The 17,993-nt window shown below is 70.1% G+C and carries 14 protein-coding genes; 6 read left to right on the forward strand and 8 right to left on the reverse strand.

Annotation, left to right across the window (positions count from 1 at the left end; translation table 11 throughout):
• Positions 1–10 precede the first annotated feature (10 nt).
• Positions 11–526 (reverse strand): phage tail protein, encoded by a 516-nt coding sequence (locus Q5Y72_RS07565; protein ID WP_305962796.1) that lies wholly within the window; start codon positions 524–526, stop codon positions 11–13.
• A gap of 427 nt (positions 527–953) precedes the next feature.
• Between Q5Y72_RS07565 and Q5Y72_RS07570 the strand changes: the two genes are divergently transcribed.
• From Q5Y72_RS07570 to Q5Y72_RS07580, 3 genes are read left to right on the forward strand one after another with little or no spacing between them, the layout of a single operon-like run.
• Positions 954–3,899 carry an NAD(P)-binding protein gene (locus Q5Y72_RS07570; protein ID WP_305962797.1) on the forward strand — a complete coding sequence of 982 codons (2,946 nt, stop codon included), beginning with the start codon at positions 954–956 and terminating at the stop codon, positions 3,897–3,899.
• Positions 3,900–3,923: 24 nt separating this feature from the next.
• Positions 3,924–6,935, forward strand: a complete 3,012-nt coding sequence (locus Q5Y72_RS07575; protein ID WP_305962798.1) for an adenylate/guanylate cyclase domain-containing protein — start codon at positions 3,924–3,926, stop codon at positions 6,933–6,935.
• An 8-nt stretch (positions 6,936–6,943) separates the two neighbouring features.
• Positions 6,944–7,621: a Crp/Fnr family transcriptional regulator gene (locus Q5Y72_RS07580; protein ID WP_305962799.1), complete on the forward strand. Its 678-nt coding sequence runs from the start codon at positions 6,944–6,946 to the stop codon at positions 7,619–7,621.
• Here the strand turns inward: Q5Y72_RS07580 and trhO are convergent.
• The gene (gene trhO / locus Q5Y72_RS07585) at positions 7,618–8,508 is read right to left on the reverse strand and encodes an oxygen-dependent tRNA uridine(34) hydroxylase TrhO (RefSeq protein ID WP_305962800.1); all 891 of its coding nucleotides are present in this window, start codon (positions 8,506–8,508) and stop codon (positions 7,618–7,620) included. The genes Q5Y72_RS07580 and trhO overlap by 4 nt on opposite strands.
• A gap of 39 nt (positions 8,509–8,547) precedes the next feature.
• A complete protein-coding gene (locus tag Q5Y72_RS07590) occupies positions 8,548–10,134 on the reverse strand; it encodes an SLC13 family permease (RefSeq protein ID WP_305962801.1) in 1,587 nt (528 codons plus the stop codon).
• 174 nt (positions 10,135–10,308) lie between these two features.
• Here Q5Y72_RS07590 and pncA point away from each other — a divergent pair, with 174 nt between their 5' ends.
• A complete protein-coding gene (gene pncA, locus Q5Y72_RS07595) occupies positions 10,309–10,905 on the forward strand; it encodes a bifunctional nicotinamidase/pyrazinamidase (protein WP_305962802.1) in 597 nt (198 codons plus the stop codon).
• Between the two features lie 69 nt (positions 10,906–10,974).
• The gene (gene pncB, locus Q5Y72_RS07600) at positions 10,975–12,267 is read left to right on the forward strand and encodes a nicotinate phosphoribosyltransferase (RefSeq protein ID WP_305962803.1); all 1,293 of its coding nucleotides are present in this window, start codon (positions 10,975–10,977) and stop codon (positions 12,265–12,267) included.
• A gap of 734 nt (positions 12,268–13,001) precedes the next feature.
• On the opposite strand, the gene Q5Y72_RS07605 is transcribed toward pncB, so the two are convergent.
• The 5 genes from Q5Y72_RS07605 to rbfA form a co-directional block, all read right to left on the reverse strand.
• A complete protein-coding gene (locus Q5Y72_RS07605) occupies positions 13,002–13,667 on the reverse strand; it encodes a HEPN domain-containing protein (protein WP_305962804.1) in 666 nt (221 codons plus the stop codon).
• Positions 13,668–13,691: 24 nt separating this feature from the next.
• Entirely contained in the window at positions 13,692–14,675 is a 984-nt protein-coding gene (locus tag Q5Y72_RS07610; protein ID WP_305962805.1) for a helix-turn-helix transcriptional regulator, read from the reverse strand.
• 234 nt (positions 14,676–14,909) lie between these two features.
• A complete protein-coding gene (gene truB / locus Q5Y72_RS07615; protein ID WP_305962806.1) occupies positions 14,910–15,824 on the reverse strand; it encodes a tRNA pseudouridine(55) synthase TruB in 915 nt (304 codons plus the stop codon).
• Between the two features lie 65 nt (positions 15,825–15,889).
• Positions 15,890–16,648, reverse strand: coding sequence for a phosphodiester glycosidase family protein (locus Q5Y72_RS07620; protein ID WP_371930791.1), 759 nt, complete (start codon positions 16,646–16,648; stop codon positions 15,890–15,892).
• On the reverse strand, positions 16,638–17,060 hold the full coding sequence (gene rbfA, locus Q5Y72_RS07625) for a 30S ribosome-binding factor RbfA (RefSeq protein ID WP_305962807.1): 423 nt from the start codon (positions 17,058–17,060) through the stop codon (positions 16,638–16,640). The genes Q5Y72_RS07620 and rbfA overlap by 11 nt, the downstream gene beginning before the upstream one ends.
• A 96-nt stretch (positions 17,061–17,156) precedes the next feature.
• Between rbfA and dapB the strand changes: the two genes are divergently transcribed.
• Positions 17,157–17,993, forward strand: a complete 837-nt coding sequence (gene dapB / locus Q5Y72_RS07630; protein ID WP_305962808.1) for a 4-hydroxy-tetrahydrodipicolinate reductase — start codon at positions 17,157–17,159, stop codon at positions 17,991–17,993.

Genomic DNA, 17,993 nt, shown 5'->3' on the forward strand with positions numbered 1-17,993 from the left:
CGGCGCGGCCTCAGGCCCGCGACGGATAGAGGCCCTCGGTCGCGATGATGAAGTTGACGCACAGCACCGGGGGCATGTTGTCATGCGCCAGCCCCTTGCCGGCGACGCCCATCGCGCCGGGCGCCAGCGCGGTCTTCTGGCCCGGCGCGTCGCCTTCGGCATAGCAGGGGCTTTGACCCAGCATCGCCCGCGACGGCCGGTCGCGGTCGGCGGGGCGGTTGGCGGCCAGCATCTCGTGGACATGGGCGGGCATCTGCGCCTCGCTCAGCGCAACCTCTTCGGTGCCCAGCCGGTCGCCCGGCCGGCGCGGCGTCAGACCGGGGCCGGCCCCGGCGTGCAGCGGCAGCCGGCCGCGCAGGTCGGGCAGCGCGAACCGCACCCGCCCGTCGCCGCCATAGGTCGTGCCCAGAAGGCTGAACAGCTGCGGATGCTGGTCGATGCGCAGGCTCTGGCCGTCGCACAGCGCCCAGCCGCGCGGCGCGAAGGTGCCGGCGAACATGATGATCTGGCCGATCAGGGGGTCCATCGCAGGGCTCCGCTTGGCTGACATGGCGCGGCCGGTCCCTTCGGGACATCGCCGCACATCCCAGCACTAGCCCCCTGCCGATGCGGCTTCTGTGTTCCAGGACACAGAACAGCGGCGCGGATCGCGCTAGGGTGATGACAGGAACCCGGACCTGCCCCGCGGCAATTCCCACTCGGCCTCGGGTGCGGCCAGGTTCTCGGTGATGACGGGTTGGGGGTGCGGCCCGTCGGGTAAAGGGTGTTTCTGACCTGCGAATTTACTGGGGTGCGGGTCGGACGGGCGGTGGCCGCAAGGCCACCGTCCGCTTCCAGGATGTTCCACACTGCCCGGTGCGGATGAAATTCACGCTTTTCAACACCGTGCAAATGGGTCCATCCTGAATGCAGACGCTCAGGCACGCGCGCCCTGCCCGCGCAGCGAGGTTCCCATGTCGCCGCAACGCCAGAAGATTGCCATCATCGGGGGCGGCGTCGGCGCCGTCACCGCCGCCTACGCGATCACCCAGCTGCCCGGCTGGCAGGATCGGTACGAGATCACGCTGCACCAGATGGGCTGGCGGCTGGGTGGCAAGGGCGCCAGCGGCCGCAACGCCGCCGCCGGCGAGCGCATCGAGGAACACGGCCTGCATATCTGGGCCGGATTCTACGACAACGCCTTCCGGCTGATGCGCGACTGCTACGAGACGCTGGTGCGCGAAGGGCTGCGCAAGGCCGACGCGCCGCTTGGCACGCTGGACGCGGCCTTTCACGGGCTGGATCATTTCCTGCTGGCAGAGGAGATTGCCCAGCCCGACGGCGGCACCGCGCTGCATCCCTGGCGCATCGACTTCGAACCGAATGACGCGAAACCGGGCAGCGGCACGGTCGTGCCCTCGCCCTTCACGCTGTTCAAGATGGCGCTGGACCGGGTCGCGCAGATGCTGGAACAGACCGGCAGCGGCGGGTCCCAAGCCGCGCTTCTGCCGCATCGGTTCCACGCCACCTTCCGCGCCGGCCGCCTGCCGCCGGCCGCGCCGACGCCGGTGCATCACCTGCGGGCCTATGCCCACAGCCTGCCCGATCAGGCGCATCGCCACAGCCGTGCCCAACGCGCGGCCCTCGCCGCGCTGGCCGCCGAGGCGCAGCACTGGCACGGCAGGGTGCTGGCGTCGCTGTCCGGCGACGACGAATCGCGCCGGCTGCATTACCTCGTCAGCCTGTCGCTGGCCTTCGCGCGCGGCACCATCGCCGAGGGCTGCTTTCTGGCCGGCTTCGACGCCATCGACGACTGGGAGATCAGCGACTGGCTGCTGCATTACGGCGCCGACCGCGACGCCGTCTATTCGGCGGTGTTCCAGGGCTGCTACGACTATGTCTTCGGCTATCCCGGCGGCGTCACCGACCATCGCAGCGTCGGCGCCGGCACCGCGATCCGCGGCCTGCTGCGGCTGGCCTTCTGCTACAAGGGCTCGCTGTTCTACAAGATGCAGGCGGGCATGGGCGACACGATCTTCGCGCCCTATTACCAGGTGCTGCGCCAGCGCGGCGTGCGGTTCCGCTTCTTCAGCGCGGCGACGCGGCTGATCCTCGACGAGGATCGCAGCGGCATCGCCGCGATCGAGATGGTCCGGCAGGCGCGGGTGAAGGGCGGCGAATACCTGCCCCTGCGCGAGGTGGCGGGCCTGCCCTGCTGGCCGTCCGAGCCGCTGTGGGACCAGATCGATGACTATTCCGACCCCGATTTCGAATCGGAACATGCGCCGCCGCGCGGCGCGGCCTTCCGGCTGGAGCGGGGGCACGATTTCGATCAGGTGATCCTTGGTGCCTCGCTTGGCTCGATGCCCTATCTGGCGGCCGATCTGGTCGCCGCCTCGCCGCGCTGGCAGGCGATGCTGGACCGGGTGCCGACCGTCGCCACCCATGCGGCGCAGTTCTGGCTGGACCGCAGTGCCAGCGACATGGGCTGGAACGCGCTGGTGGCCCGGCACAACCGCGGCCCGCAGACCGATCTGCAAACCGTCATCACCAGCTTTGCCGAGCCGCTGGACACCTGGGCCGACATGAGCGACCTGCTGCCGCGCGAGGCATGGCCAGACCCGCCGCCGGTCTCGATCGCCTATTTCTGCAGCCCCTGCCACGACGCCGGCACCGATCCGGGCAGCATGGCCGACCGCACGCGGGACTGGGCCGACAGCCAGCTGGTGCGGATGTGGCCCGGCGCGCTGAAGGACGGCCGCTTCGATGCGACGCTGCTGCATTCGGTCAAGGGAGGCGATGGTCCGGCCCGTTTCGCCGCGCAGTATTTCCGCGAGAACTTCTTCGGCTCTGAACGCTATGTGCTGTCGGTGCCCAACAGCGTGCAGTATCGGCTGCCGCCCGACGAATCGGGGTTCCAGAATCTCTATCTGGCGGGCGACTGGACGCGCTGCGGGATCAACGCCGGCTGCGTCGAGGCCGCGACGATCTCGGGGCTGATGGCGGCGCGCGGGCTGACCGGCGCCGATATGCTGATCGTCGGCGAGGGCGACCTGGCCCCCGACCAGGGCCCCGGCGATGCGGCGCGGCTGGCCAGCCCCTATGCCCAGACCGCGGAATGGCCGCTGACGCCGCTCTATGCGACCGGCGGCATCGACGGCTTCTTCAGCTTCCACGCCGTCGATGCGGCGGCGCTGGCTGCGGTGCTGCCCGAGGGGCTGCACCTGCTGCCGCAGGGGCTGACCCCGCCGGGCACGCATCCGGTCGCCCTGCTGGCCAACCAGCAGATCGGCGTGCGGCTGTCGGTGATGCCGCGGCTGCTGGGCTACCGCGACTATTTCGAGGCGATCGTGGCGATCAACTGGGTCGGGGTCGAGGGCCAGCCGGGCGTCTTCAGCTATCTGCCGAACCTTTACCTGAACAGCCGCCCGCCGCAGCTGGCCGGGGTGGTGATGTATGGCTTCAACAAGCGCATGGGCAAGCTGCAGATCGGCCATTCGGCCTACAGCGTCGCCTCGCCCGAGGGCAGGCCGATCTGGTCGGGCCAGTACCAGCAGCCGGGCTTCGCGCATCCCCTGATGGCCTCGCCCGAATGCGCCGCCGTCGAGGCGCTGTGCCAGCAGGTCGTCGTGACCCGCGCGCCGATGGGCGGCTGGCACTACTCGGCCTTCGATTTCAGCCTGACCTCGGCGCGGGTGGCGCCCGTCTCGGCCGAGATCCGCGTCGATGATCCGGCGCTGGCCAACCTGCCGGCGGGGCGGATGCACGCCCGACCGCTGACCCTGGACGACCGGCTGGCCGCGCGGCTCGATCACGGCCTGCCCGGCGCGTTCCGCATCTGGACCAGCTGGACGCTTTCAAATCCGTTCGACAGCCGCCGGCTTGCAATGCTAGAGGCAGAGCGTGCGCGCCTGCCCTGAACCGGGCGGGCCGCAGGAGGGACGATGCAGGGAACCGCCATACGACAGGCGCCGGATCAGCGGGGCGAGCGGCGCCAGGTCACCGCCCTGTTCGCGGATGTCGTGGATTTCAGCGAGTTCGCCAGCACCGCCGACGCCGAGGACCTGCAGGACTGGCTTGACGGCTTTTACGGGCAGGCCCGCGAGATCGTCGAGGCGGCGGGCGGCGAGGTCACCGAATTCCTGGGCGACGGCATCGTGGCGGTGTTCGGGCTGTCGCGGGCCGAGGAACATGCCGCGCGCCGCGCGGTCGAGGCGGCGCTGCGCATTGTCGGCCTGCCATGCTTCATGTTTCCCGGCGGGGCCGGCGGCTCGCTGCGGGCGGGGGTGGCCACCGGCGAGGTGGCGACCCGCGCCAGCCGCGCCGCGGGCGGGCCGATGCCGCGGATGACCGGCATGGTCACCACGCTGGCGCAGCGCCTGCAAAGCGCCGCCGCGCCGGGCGAGGTGCTGATCGCCCCCGAGACCCATGATCTGCTGCGCGGCGCGCTGCCGGTGACAGCGCGGCCCGACACGCTGCTGAAGGGCTTCGGCGCGATGACCGTCTATCGCGTCGTGCCGGGCGGCGGCCTGGCGCAGGGCGCGGTCACGTCCGGCGCGGCGCAGCCCTTCATCGGCCGGCTGTCCGAACGCGGCCGCATCCTTGGGGCCAGCGATCGCGCCTGCCTGCTGGTCGGCCCGCCCGGCATCGGCAAGACCACCCTTGCAGGCACCTTCCTCGAGGACGGACAGCCCCACGCGGTGTTTCACGCCGACGCCCTGAACAGCGGCGAGGGCCATGCCCCCTTCCGGCAATGGCTGCTGAACCGGCTGGCCCCCGACCCCGCCGGCCCGGCGGTTCTGGCGGCGCATTTCCCGGCCCTCGACGCGGACGAGATCCTGTGCCTCGCCCTGGTCCTGGGCCTGCCCGAGGGCAATGCGCTGCTGGCACGGTTCTCCAGCACCGCCCTGCGCGAGCGGCTTGAAACCGCGCTGTCGCGGGCGATCGTGACGGGCGTTCCGTCGGGGGTGCTGCTGGTCGAGGACCTGCACTGGCTGGACAGCGCCAGCTTTGGCGTGGTGCGGCGGCTGATCGCGACGCTGGACCCCGCCCGGCACCGCCTGCTGATGACCAGTCGCGAGACGGTGAAGATCCATCGCCACCTGTCCGACCTGCCCATCGAGATCATCGGCATCGACGCCTTCGCGCCGGCCGAATCGCAGGCCTATCTGGACGCCTTCGGCAGCGCCGGGCTGGACCCCGGCGCGCGCGCAGAGCTGATCCGCCATGCCGGCGGGGTGCCGCTGTTCCTGGAACAGCTGGTCAAGCACGCCGCCCGACCGAACCCCGCACGGGGCGAGATCCCGGCAACGCTCAGCGATCTTCTGACCGAACGCATCGACGCGACCGGGCCGGCCCGCCCGGCGCTGCTGCAGGCCTCGGTGCTGGGGCGGATCTTCTCGCATCCGCTGCTGGAGGCGCTGGCGGAGGGCGGCCCGGACATTTCCGCCATGCTGGCCGCCGCGCAGGCCGCCGACATCATCCGCCCGGTCGGACCGGCCCGCTGGAGCTTCAGCCACGCGCTGTTGCAGCGCGCCGCCTATCGCCAGCTGCTGCGGCCGACGCGCGAGGCGCTGCATGCCCGCGTGGCCGAGCTGCTGCAGACCCGCTGCGCCGATCTGCCCGATGCCACCCCCGCGCTGCTGGCCAGCCACCAGTCGCGCGCCCAGCAGCATCTGCCCGCCGCCGACAGCTATCTGGCCGCCAGCCGCGAGGCGCTGATGCGCGGCGCCTTCGCCGATGCCGAGGATCACGCCCGCGCCGCGCTGACCATGTGCGGCCAGTCGGCCGACCGCGCCGCCGCCAGCCAGCCCGAGATCGCCGCGCATACCGCGCTCGGCTCGATCCTGATGCAGTCGCAGGGCTTCGCCGCGCCCGCCGTCCGCGCTGCCTATGCCGAGGTGCTGCGGCTGGCCCGCGCCGAAGGCGCAGGCCAGGGCAATGGCGCGGCGCTGTTCGGCAGCTATTCCAACGCCATCATCGCCGGCGACCGCGAGGGTGCGGACGAATTGTGCCGGCTGCTGGACGAGGCCGCGCGGGCCGCCGAGGCGGGCGGCCTGCCCGACCGCGACGAGATCCGCCTTGCCGCCGAGGCCGCGGCCAATTGCGGCAGCTTCTATTCGGGCGAATTCCGCAGCCAGTTCGCGCATCTTGCCCGCATCCGGGCGCTCTACGACCTGCCGCGACACGCCCGGATGATCGCCCGTTTCGGCATGGACATCTTTGCCGCCGCACAGATGTTCGAGGTGCCCGCCCGGGTGTTCTGCGGCGAGGTCGCGCCGCTGACCGAATTGCTGGCCGAGACCGACCGCCATCAGGCGGCGCTGAACATCCCGGTGATGCAGCCCTATGCGCTGATCTGGGGCAGCGTGCCCCTGCATGCCGCAGGCCGCCTGGCCGAGGCGCGCGAGCGGCTGGACCGCGGCCTTGTCGTCGCCACGCAGCAGGGCGCCGGTTTCTGGGTGCTGACCGGGCAGTGCTGGCAGCACATCATCGACCCCGCCCGCAGCGACAGCCAGGCCGGCCGCGCCGAGTTCCGGCGCATCATCGACGCGTTGCGCGCCATCGGCGTGATGATCGCGGTGCCCTATTTCACCAGCCATTACGCCGCCGCCCTGGCCCGCGGCGGACAGGTGCAGGAGGCGTTCCAGCTGTCGCGCGCGGCGGTCGACGAGGGATGGCGCTCGCGGCTGTGGTGCTGGCAGGCCGAGACCCTGCGCCTGCATGCCGGCATCACCTTGCGCATGGGCCGCAGCGAGGATGCCGCGCAACTGCTGCGCGAGGCCGTCGCGCTGGCCGACCGGCAGGGCGCGCGGCTGTGGCAGCTGCGCGCGGCGCTGGACCTGGCAGACCTGCCCGAAGGCGATGCCGGGGCGCTGGCCGAGGCGCGCGGCCATTTCGCGGCCGGGACCGCGTTGCCCGAACTGGACGGGCAGCGGGTCTCGCTGGTCGGCTGAGGGGCGCGATGGTCGATCTGCTTCTGCGCCACGATCTGCCCCTGTTGCGCGGTGTCCGCGCCGAGGACCTGCAGGGGCTCGACATCCGCTGCCACCTGTCGCGCCTGTCGGCTTGGGAGACGCTGTTCCAGCAAAGCGACGCGGCGCGCGAGGTCTGCTTTCTGGTGTCGGGGGCGCTGATGGCGATCCACTGGACCGAGGACGGGCGCGAGATCATCTTCACCCGCTTCCAGACCGGCGATCATTTCGGCGAACTGGCCGCGCTGGACGGCGGCGCGCGGTCGCTGGCGGTCGTTGCCCGCGACGAATCGCAGGTGCTGGTGCTGGAACGCGACTCGTTCCTGCGGCTGATCGACCGCCTGCCGGTGGTCCGCGACCGGCTGCTGCAATCGCTGGTCGCGCGCATCCGGGTGCTGACCCAGCGCAACCTGGAACTGGTGACCTTCAGCGTCGAACAGCGGCTGCGATCCTATCTGGTGTCGATCTTCTTCGAGCGCGGCAGACTGCATCCGGGCGGCGTGATCGAGGACATGCCGACCCATTCCGAGATCGCGGCCAGCATCGGGGCCAATCGCGAGATCGTCAGCCGGGTACTGTCGCAGCTGCGGCGCGACGGGCTAATCCGCACCGGCCGGCGCCGCATCGAACTGCGCGATCCGGGGCGGCTGGCGGGCGAGGCCGCCTAGTCCTCGCCGTCGCCTCCGGCGCGGTCGAACTGGCGCTGGCGTTCGCGAAACCGGGCGCGGTCGGCCGCATCGTATTCACCGATGCAGCGATGGCAGCACACCCCCTCCTCGAAGCCCGGCCGCGCCCGGTCCTCGGGGGCCAGCGGCCGGCGGCAGGCGTGGCAAAGCCCGTGCCGGCCCGGCCGCAGCCCGTGGGTCAGGCTGACGCGCCGGTCGAAGACGAAGCATTCGCCCTGCCAGAGGCTGTCGGATTCGGGCACCTGCTCGAGATATTTCAGGATGCCGCCGCGCAGGTGATAGACCTCGTCCACCCCCTGCGAAATCAGGTAGTTGGTCGATTTCTCGCAGCGGATGCCGCCGGTGCAGAACATCGCGATGCGCTTGCCCGCGAAGCGGTGGGCATTCTGCTGCCACCATGCCGGGAAGTCGCGAAAACTGCCGGTACCGGGGTCGATGGCGCCCGAAAAGCTGCCGATGCCGACCTCGTAGTCGTTGCGGGTGTCGATGACCGCGACATCCGGGGCGCTGATGAGCGCATTCCAGTCGCGCGGCTCGACATAACGGCCCACGGCGGCGGTCGGGTCGATGTCGGGCTGGCCCATCGTCACGATCTCGCGCTTCAGCCGGACCTTCATGCGCCCGAAGGGCATCGTCGCTGCCGGGCTTTCCTTCCAGTCCAGCGCAGCGCATCCGGGCAGCGCGCGGATATGGGCGAGCACCGCGTCGATGCCCGCGCGGGTGCCGGCGATGGTGCCGTTGATCCCCTCGCGGGCCAGCAGCAGCGTGCCGCGAACCCCCTGCCCGCAGGCCAGCCGCGCCAGCGGCCCGCGCAGCGCGGCGGGATCGTCGAAGCGGGTAAAGTGATACAGCGCGGCAACGGTCAGCATGGGCGCGGCATAGTCCAGCCGCGCCCGGCAAGGCAAGCCTCAGAAGGTCAGGCCCATCGCGAAGCCGCCGATCAGGTAGCAGGCGGCGGTGATCAGCAGGATCCCGACGATGTTGAGCACCAGCCCGCCGCGGGCCATCTGCGCGATCGTCACGGTGCCGGTGCCGAAGACGATGGCGTTGGGCGGCGTGCCGACCGGCAGCATGAAGGCGCAGGTCGCCGCAAAGGCCGCCGGGATCAGCAGGCTCATGGCGTCGGCGCCGATGCCCAGGGCGACACCGCCGAGGATCGGGATGAACGTCGCCGCCGTTGCCGTGTTCGAGGTGATCTCGGTCAGGAACAGGATGATGGTGACCACCGCCGCGACCAGGGCGAGGCTGGGCAGCGCGCCAAGCCCGGTCACCTGCTGGCCGAACCAGCTGTCCAGACCCGAGGCCGCGACCGCCGAGGCGAGGCTCAGACCGCCCCCGAACAGCAGCAGCACACCCCAGGGCAGGCCGTTCTCAGCGTCCTTCCACTCCAGCACCATCTCGGTCCGGCCGCGGCCCGGCAGGATGAACATGACCAGCCCGGCGGCGACGGCGATGGCGGTGTCGTCCAGCCCGCCCAGCCACTCGACGCCCAGCAGGCTGGACAGGAGACCCGGAACCACCCACAGGAAGGCCGCGCCGAGGAACACGAACATCACCATCCGCTCGCCCTGGCTCAGCGCGCCGAGATGGGCGATCTCGTCATCGATCATCTGGCGGCCGCCGGGAATTTCGGGCAGCTCGAAGCGGTACAGAAGCCGGGTCATCAGGAACCAGGCGATGAGGATGAACCCGAAGGCCAGCGGCACCCCCAGCAGCATCCATTCCAGAAAGCCGATCTCGCGGCCCAGCTCGTCCGAGGCGTAGCCTGCGACGATGGCGTTGGGCGGGCTGCCCAGCAGCGTGCCAAGCCCGCCCATCGACGCCGCCCAGGCGATCGACAGCACAAGGCAGACCCCGAAGGCCGCGACATTGGGATCGCGCACGCTGTCGGTGATCTTGCCGCCGGCGGCCAGCGCATCGGCGGGGTCGGCCCGGCCCGACGAGGCGCCGCGGGTCGCCACCAGCGACAGCACCGACAGCCCGATCGGCAGCATCATCAGCGTCGTCGCGGTGTTCGACACCCACATCGACAGGAACCCCGTGGCCAGCATCATGCCCAGCACGATCCGCCGCGGCGCGACCCCGACCCGGCGCAGCGTCAGCAGCGCCACCCGGCGGTGCAGGTTCCATTTCTCCATCGCGATGGCGATCAGGAAGCCGCCAAGGAACAGGAACACGATGGAGCTGGCATAGGGCGCCGTCGCCTCGCCGACGGTGCGTTCGGTCAGCGCCGGGATCAGCACGATCGGCAGCAGCGCCGTGGCCGACAGCGGGATCGCCTCGGTCATCCACCAGATCGCCATCAGCGTGCCGATGGTGGCCACGACGCGGGCGTCGGGCGACAGCCCCTCCGATCCACCCAGAAGCAGCCAGACCAGCGCGGCCATCGCAAGGCCGAACAGCCGCAACCCCCAGACCATCCGGGCCGAGCGGCCTGCATTCGCCGCCTCTTCCTCATACTCGCCCTGTTGATGCAGATCCTCGTCCAGTTGCATCGCCACGCCCTCCCCTGCGTTGTGTCAGCCATCACTTCGTCGCTCTTGACGCTACATCAGCGCGGATTTTCGATCCATTGTGGAAAGCCGCAGGTGCCGGCCACCCGGCCACGGCCATTGACGGGGCGGGCTGCGCTTTCTAGGCATGAGGCGCAACCGACAGGAGCCGCGGCGATGGCAGACGCGCTGATCGTGATCGACATGCAGGCCGATTTCTGCCCGGGCGGCGCGCTGGCCGTGGCGGGGGGCGACGAGATCGTGGCGCCGATCAACGCGCTGATGGACGGCTTCGACGCGGTGATCCTGACCCAGGACTGGCATCCCGCCGACCATGCCAGCTTTGCCGACAATCATCCCGGCGCCGCGCCTTTCTCGACCATCACCATGCCCTACGGGCCGCAGGTGCTGTGGCCGCGCCATTGCGTGATCGGCAGCCCTGGGGCCGCGTTCCACGCGGATCTAGCGCTCGACCGGGCCGAACTGGTTCTGCGCAAGGGCTTTCGCGCCGCCATAGACAGCTATTCGGCCTTCTTCGAGAACGATCACGCCACCCCGACCGGGCTTGCCGGCTACCTGCGCGATCGCGGGCTGACGCGGCTCAGCCTTGTCGGCCTGGCGCATGATTTCTGCGTCGCCTGGAGCGCGATCGACGCCGCAAGGCTGGGCTTCGAGGTCCGCGTGATCGAGGCCGCCACCCGCGCCATCGACCTTGAGGGCAGCCGCGACCGGGCGCGGCGCGACATGACGGCCGCCGGCGTCGCGCTGGTCTGAGCCGCCGCGCGGGGTTGCGCTGGCGCCGTCTTTCAAGGCACCAATGTCAAAAGCGGAAGGGTGCCCCCGATGGTCGACATCGCCACGCGCGTCTATAACCACAAGTGGAAGATCGACCCGATCGTGCGGTCGCTGATCGACACCGATTTCTACAAGCTGCTGATGTGCCAGTCGGTGTTCCGCAACAGGCCGACGACCAGTGTCACCTTCAGCCTCATCAATCGCAGCACCCGGATCCGGCTGGCCGAGCTGATCGACGAGGGCGAGTTGCGCGAGCAGCTTGACCATGCCCGCAGCCTGACGCTGGCGCGCGGCGAAAGCACCTGGCTGCGCGGCAACACCTTCTACGGCAAGCGGCAGATGTTCCGCCCCGACTTCATGGCCTTCCTCGAGGGGCTGCGGCTGCCCGCCTATCATCTGGAAAAGCATGACGGCCAGTATCTGCTGACCTTCGAGGGGCCTTGGCCGCAGGTGATGCTGTGGGAAATCCCCGCCCTCGCGATCCTGATGGAGCTGCGCTCGCGCGCGGTGCTGAGGGACATGGGCCGGTTCGAGCTGCAGGTGCTGTATGCCCGCGCCATGACCCGGCTATGGGAAAAGATCGAGGCGCTGCGCGGCATCGGCGACCTGCGCATCGCCGATTTCGGCACGCGGCGGCGGCACAGCTTCCTGTGGCAGGACTGGGCCGTGCAGGCGATGATCGAGGGATTGGGCGAACGGTTCACCGGCACCTCGAACTGCCTGATCGCGATGCGCCGCGACATCGAGGCGATCGGCACCAACGCGCATGAACTGCCGATGGTCTATGCCGCGCTGGCCGAGGGCGACGACCGGCTGCGCCGGGCGCCATACGACGTGCTGGCCGACTGGCACGAGGAACATGACGGCAATCTGCGGATCATCCTGCCCGACACCTACGGCACGCCCGGCTTTCTGGAGCACGCGCCCGACTGGCTGGCCGGCTGGACCGGCATCCGCATCGACAGCGGCGATCCCGCCGAGGGCGCCGAGACGGCGATCCGCTGGTGGCAGTCGCGCGGCGAGGACCCGCGCCAGAAGCTGGTGATCTTCTCGGACGGGCTGGACGTGGACAAGATCATCGAACTGCACGGCCGCTTTCACGGCCGCGTCAAGGTCAGCTTCGGCTGGGGCACGCTGCTGACCAACGACTTTCGCGGCCTGGTGGCGGGCGACGGGCTGGCGCCCTTCAGCCTGGTCTGCAAGGCGGTCGCCGCCGATGGCCGCCCGACGGTCAAGCTGTCGGACAACCCCGCCAAGGCGACCGGCCCCGCCGACGAGATCGCCCGCTATCGCCGGGTCTTCGACGTGCAGGCACAGGTGGCGCAGCCAGTCACCGTCTGACCGGGCGCTGGCCGGCCCCCCGCCTCGTCCCCCGCAACGCGCCATGCCGCGCGGTCATCAGGCGCGGCCATTTGACCGCACGAAGGGGGCAGAGCCAAAAGGTCATCCAGTGGCCGGCACCGCAGCCCCGCTTCGAATCCGGCGACCATCTGACGTTCTCGACCGGGGCCAGCCAATCCGACGGCGCGCGTCCCGCATCGGCGCGCAGGGTCGGCCTGGGCAGGCGCGCCGCTTCTGGCACGGCGCGGTGGGCCCACGGGATCACCGGAGAATCGGTCGGGCCGACGTCGAACACCTGTCTCGCCGGCCCCTCATGGCCTGCGCGCGGACCGCTGGCAGGAAGCCCTCTTGCGGTCTGGCAGAAGCGCATCCGGCAGATGGCTGCCCTTCCCCCGGACCCCGCTGCCGTCGCCCGGCTCGACAGGGAACGGCAAAAGGGGCTTTCAACCGTCGCGCGCGACGATCGCCTCGATCCTCTCGCAGGTTTCGGCATGCACCAGCGGATCGGCAACCATGACCCCCCAGACGGACCTCAACGCGATCCTGGCCAAATGGCGCCATATGGCCTTGCGTGACGGCTCTGCCGGGGCGGCCCTGCCGGTTGCATCGCTGCGCGCCGGGGTGATGTTGCCGCCGCGGTCCGGACCGTCACGTCACCGCCGCGTCGGGACGGGATCGCGCGACCGCCGCCTTTCGGTCCCCGCGACGCAGCCGCAACCCGTCACAGGCGGCTTTCAGTCGACGACCGGATAGAACGGTCGCCCCCAATCCTCGTGGGGATTGTCCATCATCAGGTCCACGAAAACCGGCATCAGGAAGCCGAGGATCGCGGCGCCATCCCGGACCTGCGCCCGGTTCACCCCGCTGTTCCAGGTCGACCCGCCATGGACCAGCTGGTTGCGCAGGACGTAGAGCCGGTCGAAGACGAAGCTCAGGACGCGGACGCTGTCGCCCGTCTGGAATGCGTGGGCGAAGCCGCGTGACGAGTCCCTGAACCGGCCTCGCCAGTCCTCGAAGCCGTCGATGCCGTTGTGGTGCTGCCAGAACGGATGGAAGACATAGCGGTTTTCCATCAACATCCGCACCGGGCCGGAAAAGCGGCGCCACAGAGCGTTGTAGATGCGGCGATCCGTGTCGCGCGCCACCAGCCTGCGGAAATAATCCACGAAGGCCGCGCGTTCGCCCGGCGCCACCGACTGGAATTCCCGCTCGTCGGCGTAGGCGGCATTGAACGCGATCCACAGGAAGATGAAGCGGGCGTCATCATCGTCACCGCACGTCTCGGCGCGTCCGATCCAGCTGATGGCGCGATGCGCGCGCAGGCCCATGGTTTCGGGGAAGTCGCCGCGAATGGCGCGCTGTTTGGCTTTCAGCGCCGCGTGATCAAGAGCATCCGTCATTCACCGTCCCTTCCGAAGATCGCATCACGGCAAGGCCTCGAAATCCGGCCTTCGGTATCCTTCGACCAGGGCCCGCAGCCCCTCAGGCGCGATCACCTCGACCGTGTCGCCCCACTGATAGAGATGCCACGCCATCTCGAGCCATCCGGCCGCTGTGAACCGGACGACCAGGCTGCCGTCATCCTGTGGCTGCAGCACCTGCGTGGGGTGAAAGCGGAATTCGGCGGCACGCGCGGCGGCCTCGGGCGCGAATTGCCAGATCACCTCACCATATTGCGCCGGGTCCTGGTATACGCCGAAGGCCCTGGCGGCATGGTTCTCCAGCGTGAATCCCGGTGCGAAGGCGAAGCTTTCGTTCAGCACGTCCGCGGCATGGATCCGGTCCATGCGGAAGTTCAGGATCATGTCACTGCGCGCTGGCTGCCGCGCCACCAGGTAGCTGCGGTGGCCCAGCAACAGGCCGTGCGGTTCGATCACACGCGGCGCGGCATCCGATGATCCGTAGGTGACGCGCAGCCGGAACGGGCCGCGCAGCGCCTCGATCACGGCATCCGTCACGTCGGGACGCAGGGCGACGCTGGGGCCGGGGCGCATGACCTGGCCCAGACCGGCCAATACCGCCTCGGCATCGGCCTCGGACTTCGTCGCGTCACGCGGCGTCAGCCGCGCCAGCAGCCCGTCACGCAGGTCTTCGAGCGCGCGAGCATGGCGCAGTCGCGCCTGGTCGCGGGCGGTGCGGGCTGCGATTTCCAGCGCCTCGATGGTGGTTTCCTGTCGCGGCTGCAGCCGCTCGGGCGGGGGCGCATCCAGCCGCCAGTACCGACGGCGATCCTCGGCGTCCATGGTGGTGACGTTGGCGAAGGCGGCGTCCAGCGCCTCGGTCATCCGCTGCGCCGTCCGGTGCGACACGCCGAACTCGACGCAGATGTCCTCAAGGCTGACGCCGCCACGCCGCGAGGCGGCCATCTGGGCGAGGCGAAGCAGATCCCGGGCCTTGGCGAAAGACATCTGCCCCCTACGCCAGAAATTGACACCATCATAGGCTATTTACCGAGACGCGGCCTGTCGAGGCGATTCCCTCGGGAGTCACGTGTCAAAGGTATCAAATGGTTAACGAGGCACCTCGGCGGCCGCATCCTGATGGCCGCCGCGCAGCGGATGCGCGTGCCGAGGATGGGCGCCGGAAGGACGAGCAGGGCGCGGCCACGGCATGTCGTCCCGGCCGATCGCCGGTCGCGAAGCCTAGCCGTGATCGATGGCCGCCTGAAGGTTGAAGACCCGTTCGGGCTGGACCGTGCCGCCCTGATAGCGGCCGATGCAGACGGGGCCCCTGGCATCGGCCACCCAGACCAGCTCTCCCCATTCGGCGCTGCCGGTGACCTCGCCGGGGTTGCCGTTGCGGATCCGGCGCGCGCCCTCGGGGGTTGCGCGCAGCATCGACATGTCCTGCAAGGCGACCTCCAGAGGTAGAAGCCGGGCCTGAAGCCAGTCCTGCGCCTCGCGGTCGATGCGGTCGAAAGCAACGCCGTCGTCGGCATCGAAGGGGCCGGACCAGCTGCGGCGCAGATGCGCGACATGGCCAAGGCAGCCCAGCTGGCGGCCCAGGTCGCGCGCGATCGCACGCACATAGCCGCCCTTGCCGCAGACCATCTCGAACCGGGCGCTGTCGGCATCGGCGTCCAGCAGGGTCAGGCTTTCGACCCACAGGGGCCGGGCCGCCAGCTCGGGGGTCTCGCCCTCGCGGGCCAGATCGTAGGCGCGGTCGCCCTCGACCTTGACGGCGGAATAGGCGGGCGGCACCTGCATGATCTCGCCGGTGAAACCGGGCAGCGCGACCAGCACCTGATCGCGTGTCGGGCGCGCATCGGACCGGCGCAGCACCTCGCCCGAGGCATCGTCGGTTGTCGTCTCGGCGCCCCAGGTCACCGTGAAGTCATAGCATTTCAGAGCATCGGTAATGCTGGAAACGGTCTTGGTCGCCTCGCCAAGCGCCACGGCCAGCACACCCGTCGCGTCCGGGTCCAGCGTTCCGGCATGTCCCGCCTTCCTGGCATCCAGCGCCCAGCGGACCTTGGCCACCACCGCGGTCGAGGTGATGCCCGCGGGCTTGTCCACGACCAGCCAGCCGGAAATGTCACGGCCCTTCTTGCGTCCCATCGCGGTCCCCTGCACATCGAAGCGGGCGGGATACCCCCCGCCGCCATGCGGGTCAACCGCAAGGTTCAGCCGGTGCCGCCGACCAGCCCGATGATCGGGCCGAGGCTGCGGCCGAAATCGGCGCGGTTGACGCCCGGCGCGTAAAGCCGGCTGATCGAGCCGTCGAAATACAGCGCATCGCGGACGCCCAGCCCGTCGCGGAACAGCCGCCCGAATTCGTGAAACGTCACCGGCCGGTCCGAGATCGCGAACCAGGCGGTCTCGCCATCCGGCGACACGCCGACGCCGTTGCGGATATGGCGGCTGTCGGAATCGACCAGAAACCGCGGATGCAGGGCGCCGTCGATGACCAGCATCGGGCCCGATTGGGTGGCCAGCCGGCAATCGGGCCGCGCCTCGGCAAAGGCGCGGCTTTCGATTACCTGAAAGGCTCGCGCGCCGCCGGTGCAGAACACCCCGTTCGGCAGCATCCCGAAATTGTCGTTGCTGGCGCCGGTGACGATCGGCGACCGCTCCTGCCCGTCGACGACCAGCAGCCCGACCGGGCGGTAATCGGGGTGGAACATCCCGGCATTCATTGCGAATTCAAGGCTTTCGCTCTGATCCAGCGCCTTGCGGACATTGTTGAAGTTCAGCAGCGGCCGGCCATCGGCGCCGTCCTGCCACAGCCGCAGTGCGGGTTCGCGCGCGGCCTCGACCTGGCAGACGACATAGCCCTGGCCATCGTGATCCATGCGCGAACAGCTTTCCGATGCGGCCGGAAGGGCCAGCGCGACCAGCATTCCCGCCGCAAGGCCGAAGCGGCGCTGCAACTCAGTCAGCATCGCCGTCCTCGGCCCCGGGCGCCTCGACATCGCGGCGCACCCGTTCGTCGGCGAACAGGCGGCGGGTGTCGTCCAGGCGGTCGAAGGTCTCGTCCAGCTGAAAGCGAAGCTGCGGCGCGTATTTCAGCGTCATCGCCTTGGCGACGAGATGGCGCAGTTCCGGCGCGTTGCGGCGCAGCGCGACCAGCGCATCCTGCGCGTCGTGCCCGCCCAGCGGCAGCACGAAGGCGGTCGCGATCTTCAGGTCGGGCGAGGTCCGCACCTCGCCCACGGTGATCGAATGCCGGTTCAGGTCCGGGTCGTGGATGTCGCCGCGCAGCAGCACGTCCGACAGCGTGCGGCGGATCAGCTCACCCACCCGCAGCTGGCGCTGCGACGGGCCTTGTCCATGGGAAAAGCGGTTCTGTGCCATGGCCTCCGATGTAGGGACTCGCGGGGCTGGCCGCAACGGGATATGAGGCGGCAGGCGCAGGCAGGCGCAGGCACGGGCAGCGGAAGGGCAAGGGCGATGAGCGATTTCGAACAGGCGGCATCGGGCGCGCTGCCCGGCATCGTGGTGACCGGCGCCTCGGGGCGGATGGGCCAGATGCTGACCCGGCTGATCCTCGACAGCCGCGAGGCGCGGCTGGTCGGCGCGCTGGAGAGGACCGGCCATGGCTGGATCGGCCGCGACTTGGGCGAGGCGATGGGCGGCCAGCCCTGCGGCGTCATCGTCAGCGACGACGCGGTGTCGATGATCGCCCGCGCCCAGGCGGTCATCGACTTCACCGCGCCGGCGGCAACCGTGGCCTTTGCCGAACTGACCGCGCAGGCCCGCGCGGTGCATGTGATCGGCACCACCGGGCTGGACGCGGGCGATCTGGCCCGGCTGGCGGCGGCGGCGCGCCATGCCCCGATCATCCGCGCCGGCAACATGAGCCTTGGGGTCAACCTGCTGGTCGGGCTGACGCGCAAGGTCGCGGCGGCGCTTGGCGAAGAATGGGACATCGAGGTGGTCGAGGCCCATCACCGCATGAAGGTCGATGCGCCCTCGGGCACGGCGCTGATGCTGGGCGAGGCAGCCGCCGAGGGCCGCGGCGCGGCGCTGGCCGACCTGCGGACCCCGGCCCGCGAAGGCATCACCGGCGCCCGGCAGCCCGGCAGCATCGGCTTTTCGGCCATTCGCGGCGGCGATGTGGTGGGCGAGCATGACGTGATCTTCGCCGGTCAGGGCGAACGGATCGTGCTGCGCCACCTTGCCACCGACCGCGCCATCTTCGCGCGCGGCGCGCTGCGGGCGGCACTGTGGGGGCAGGACAAGGGGCCGGGCGAATACGACATGGCGGATGTTCTGGGGATCGGCTGA

The organism is Paracoccus spongiarum (genome assembly GCF_030732095.1).
Taxonomy (GTDB): Bacteria; Pseudomonadota; Alphaproteobacteria; order Rhodobacterales; family Rhodobacteraceae; genus Paracoccus; species Paracoccus spongiarum.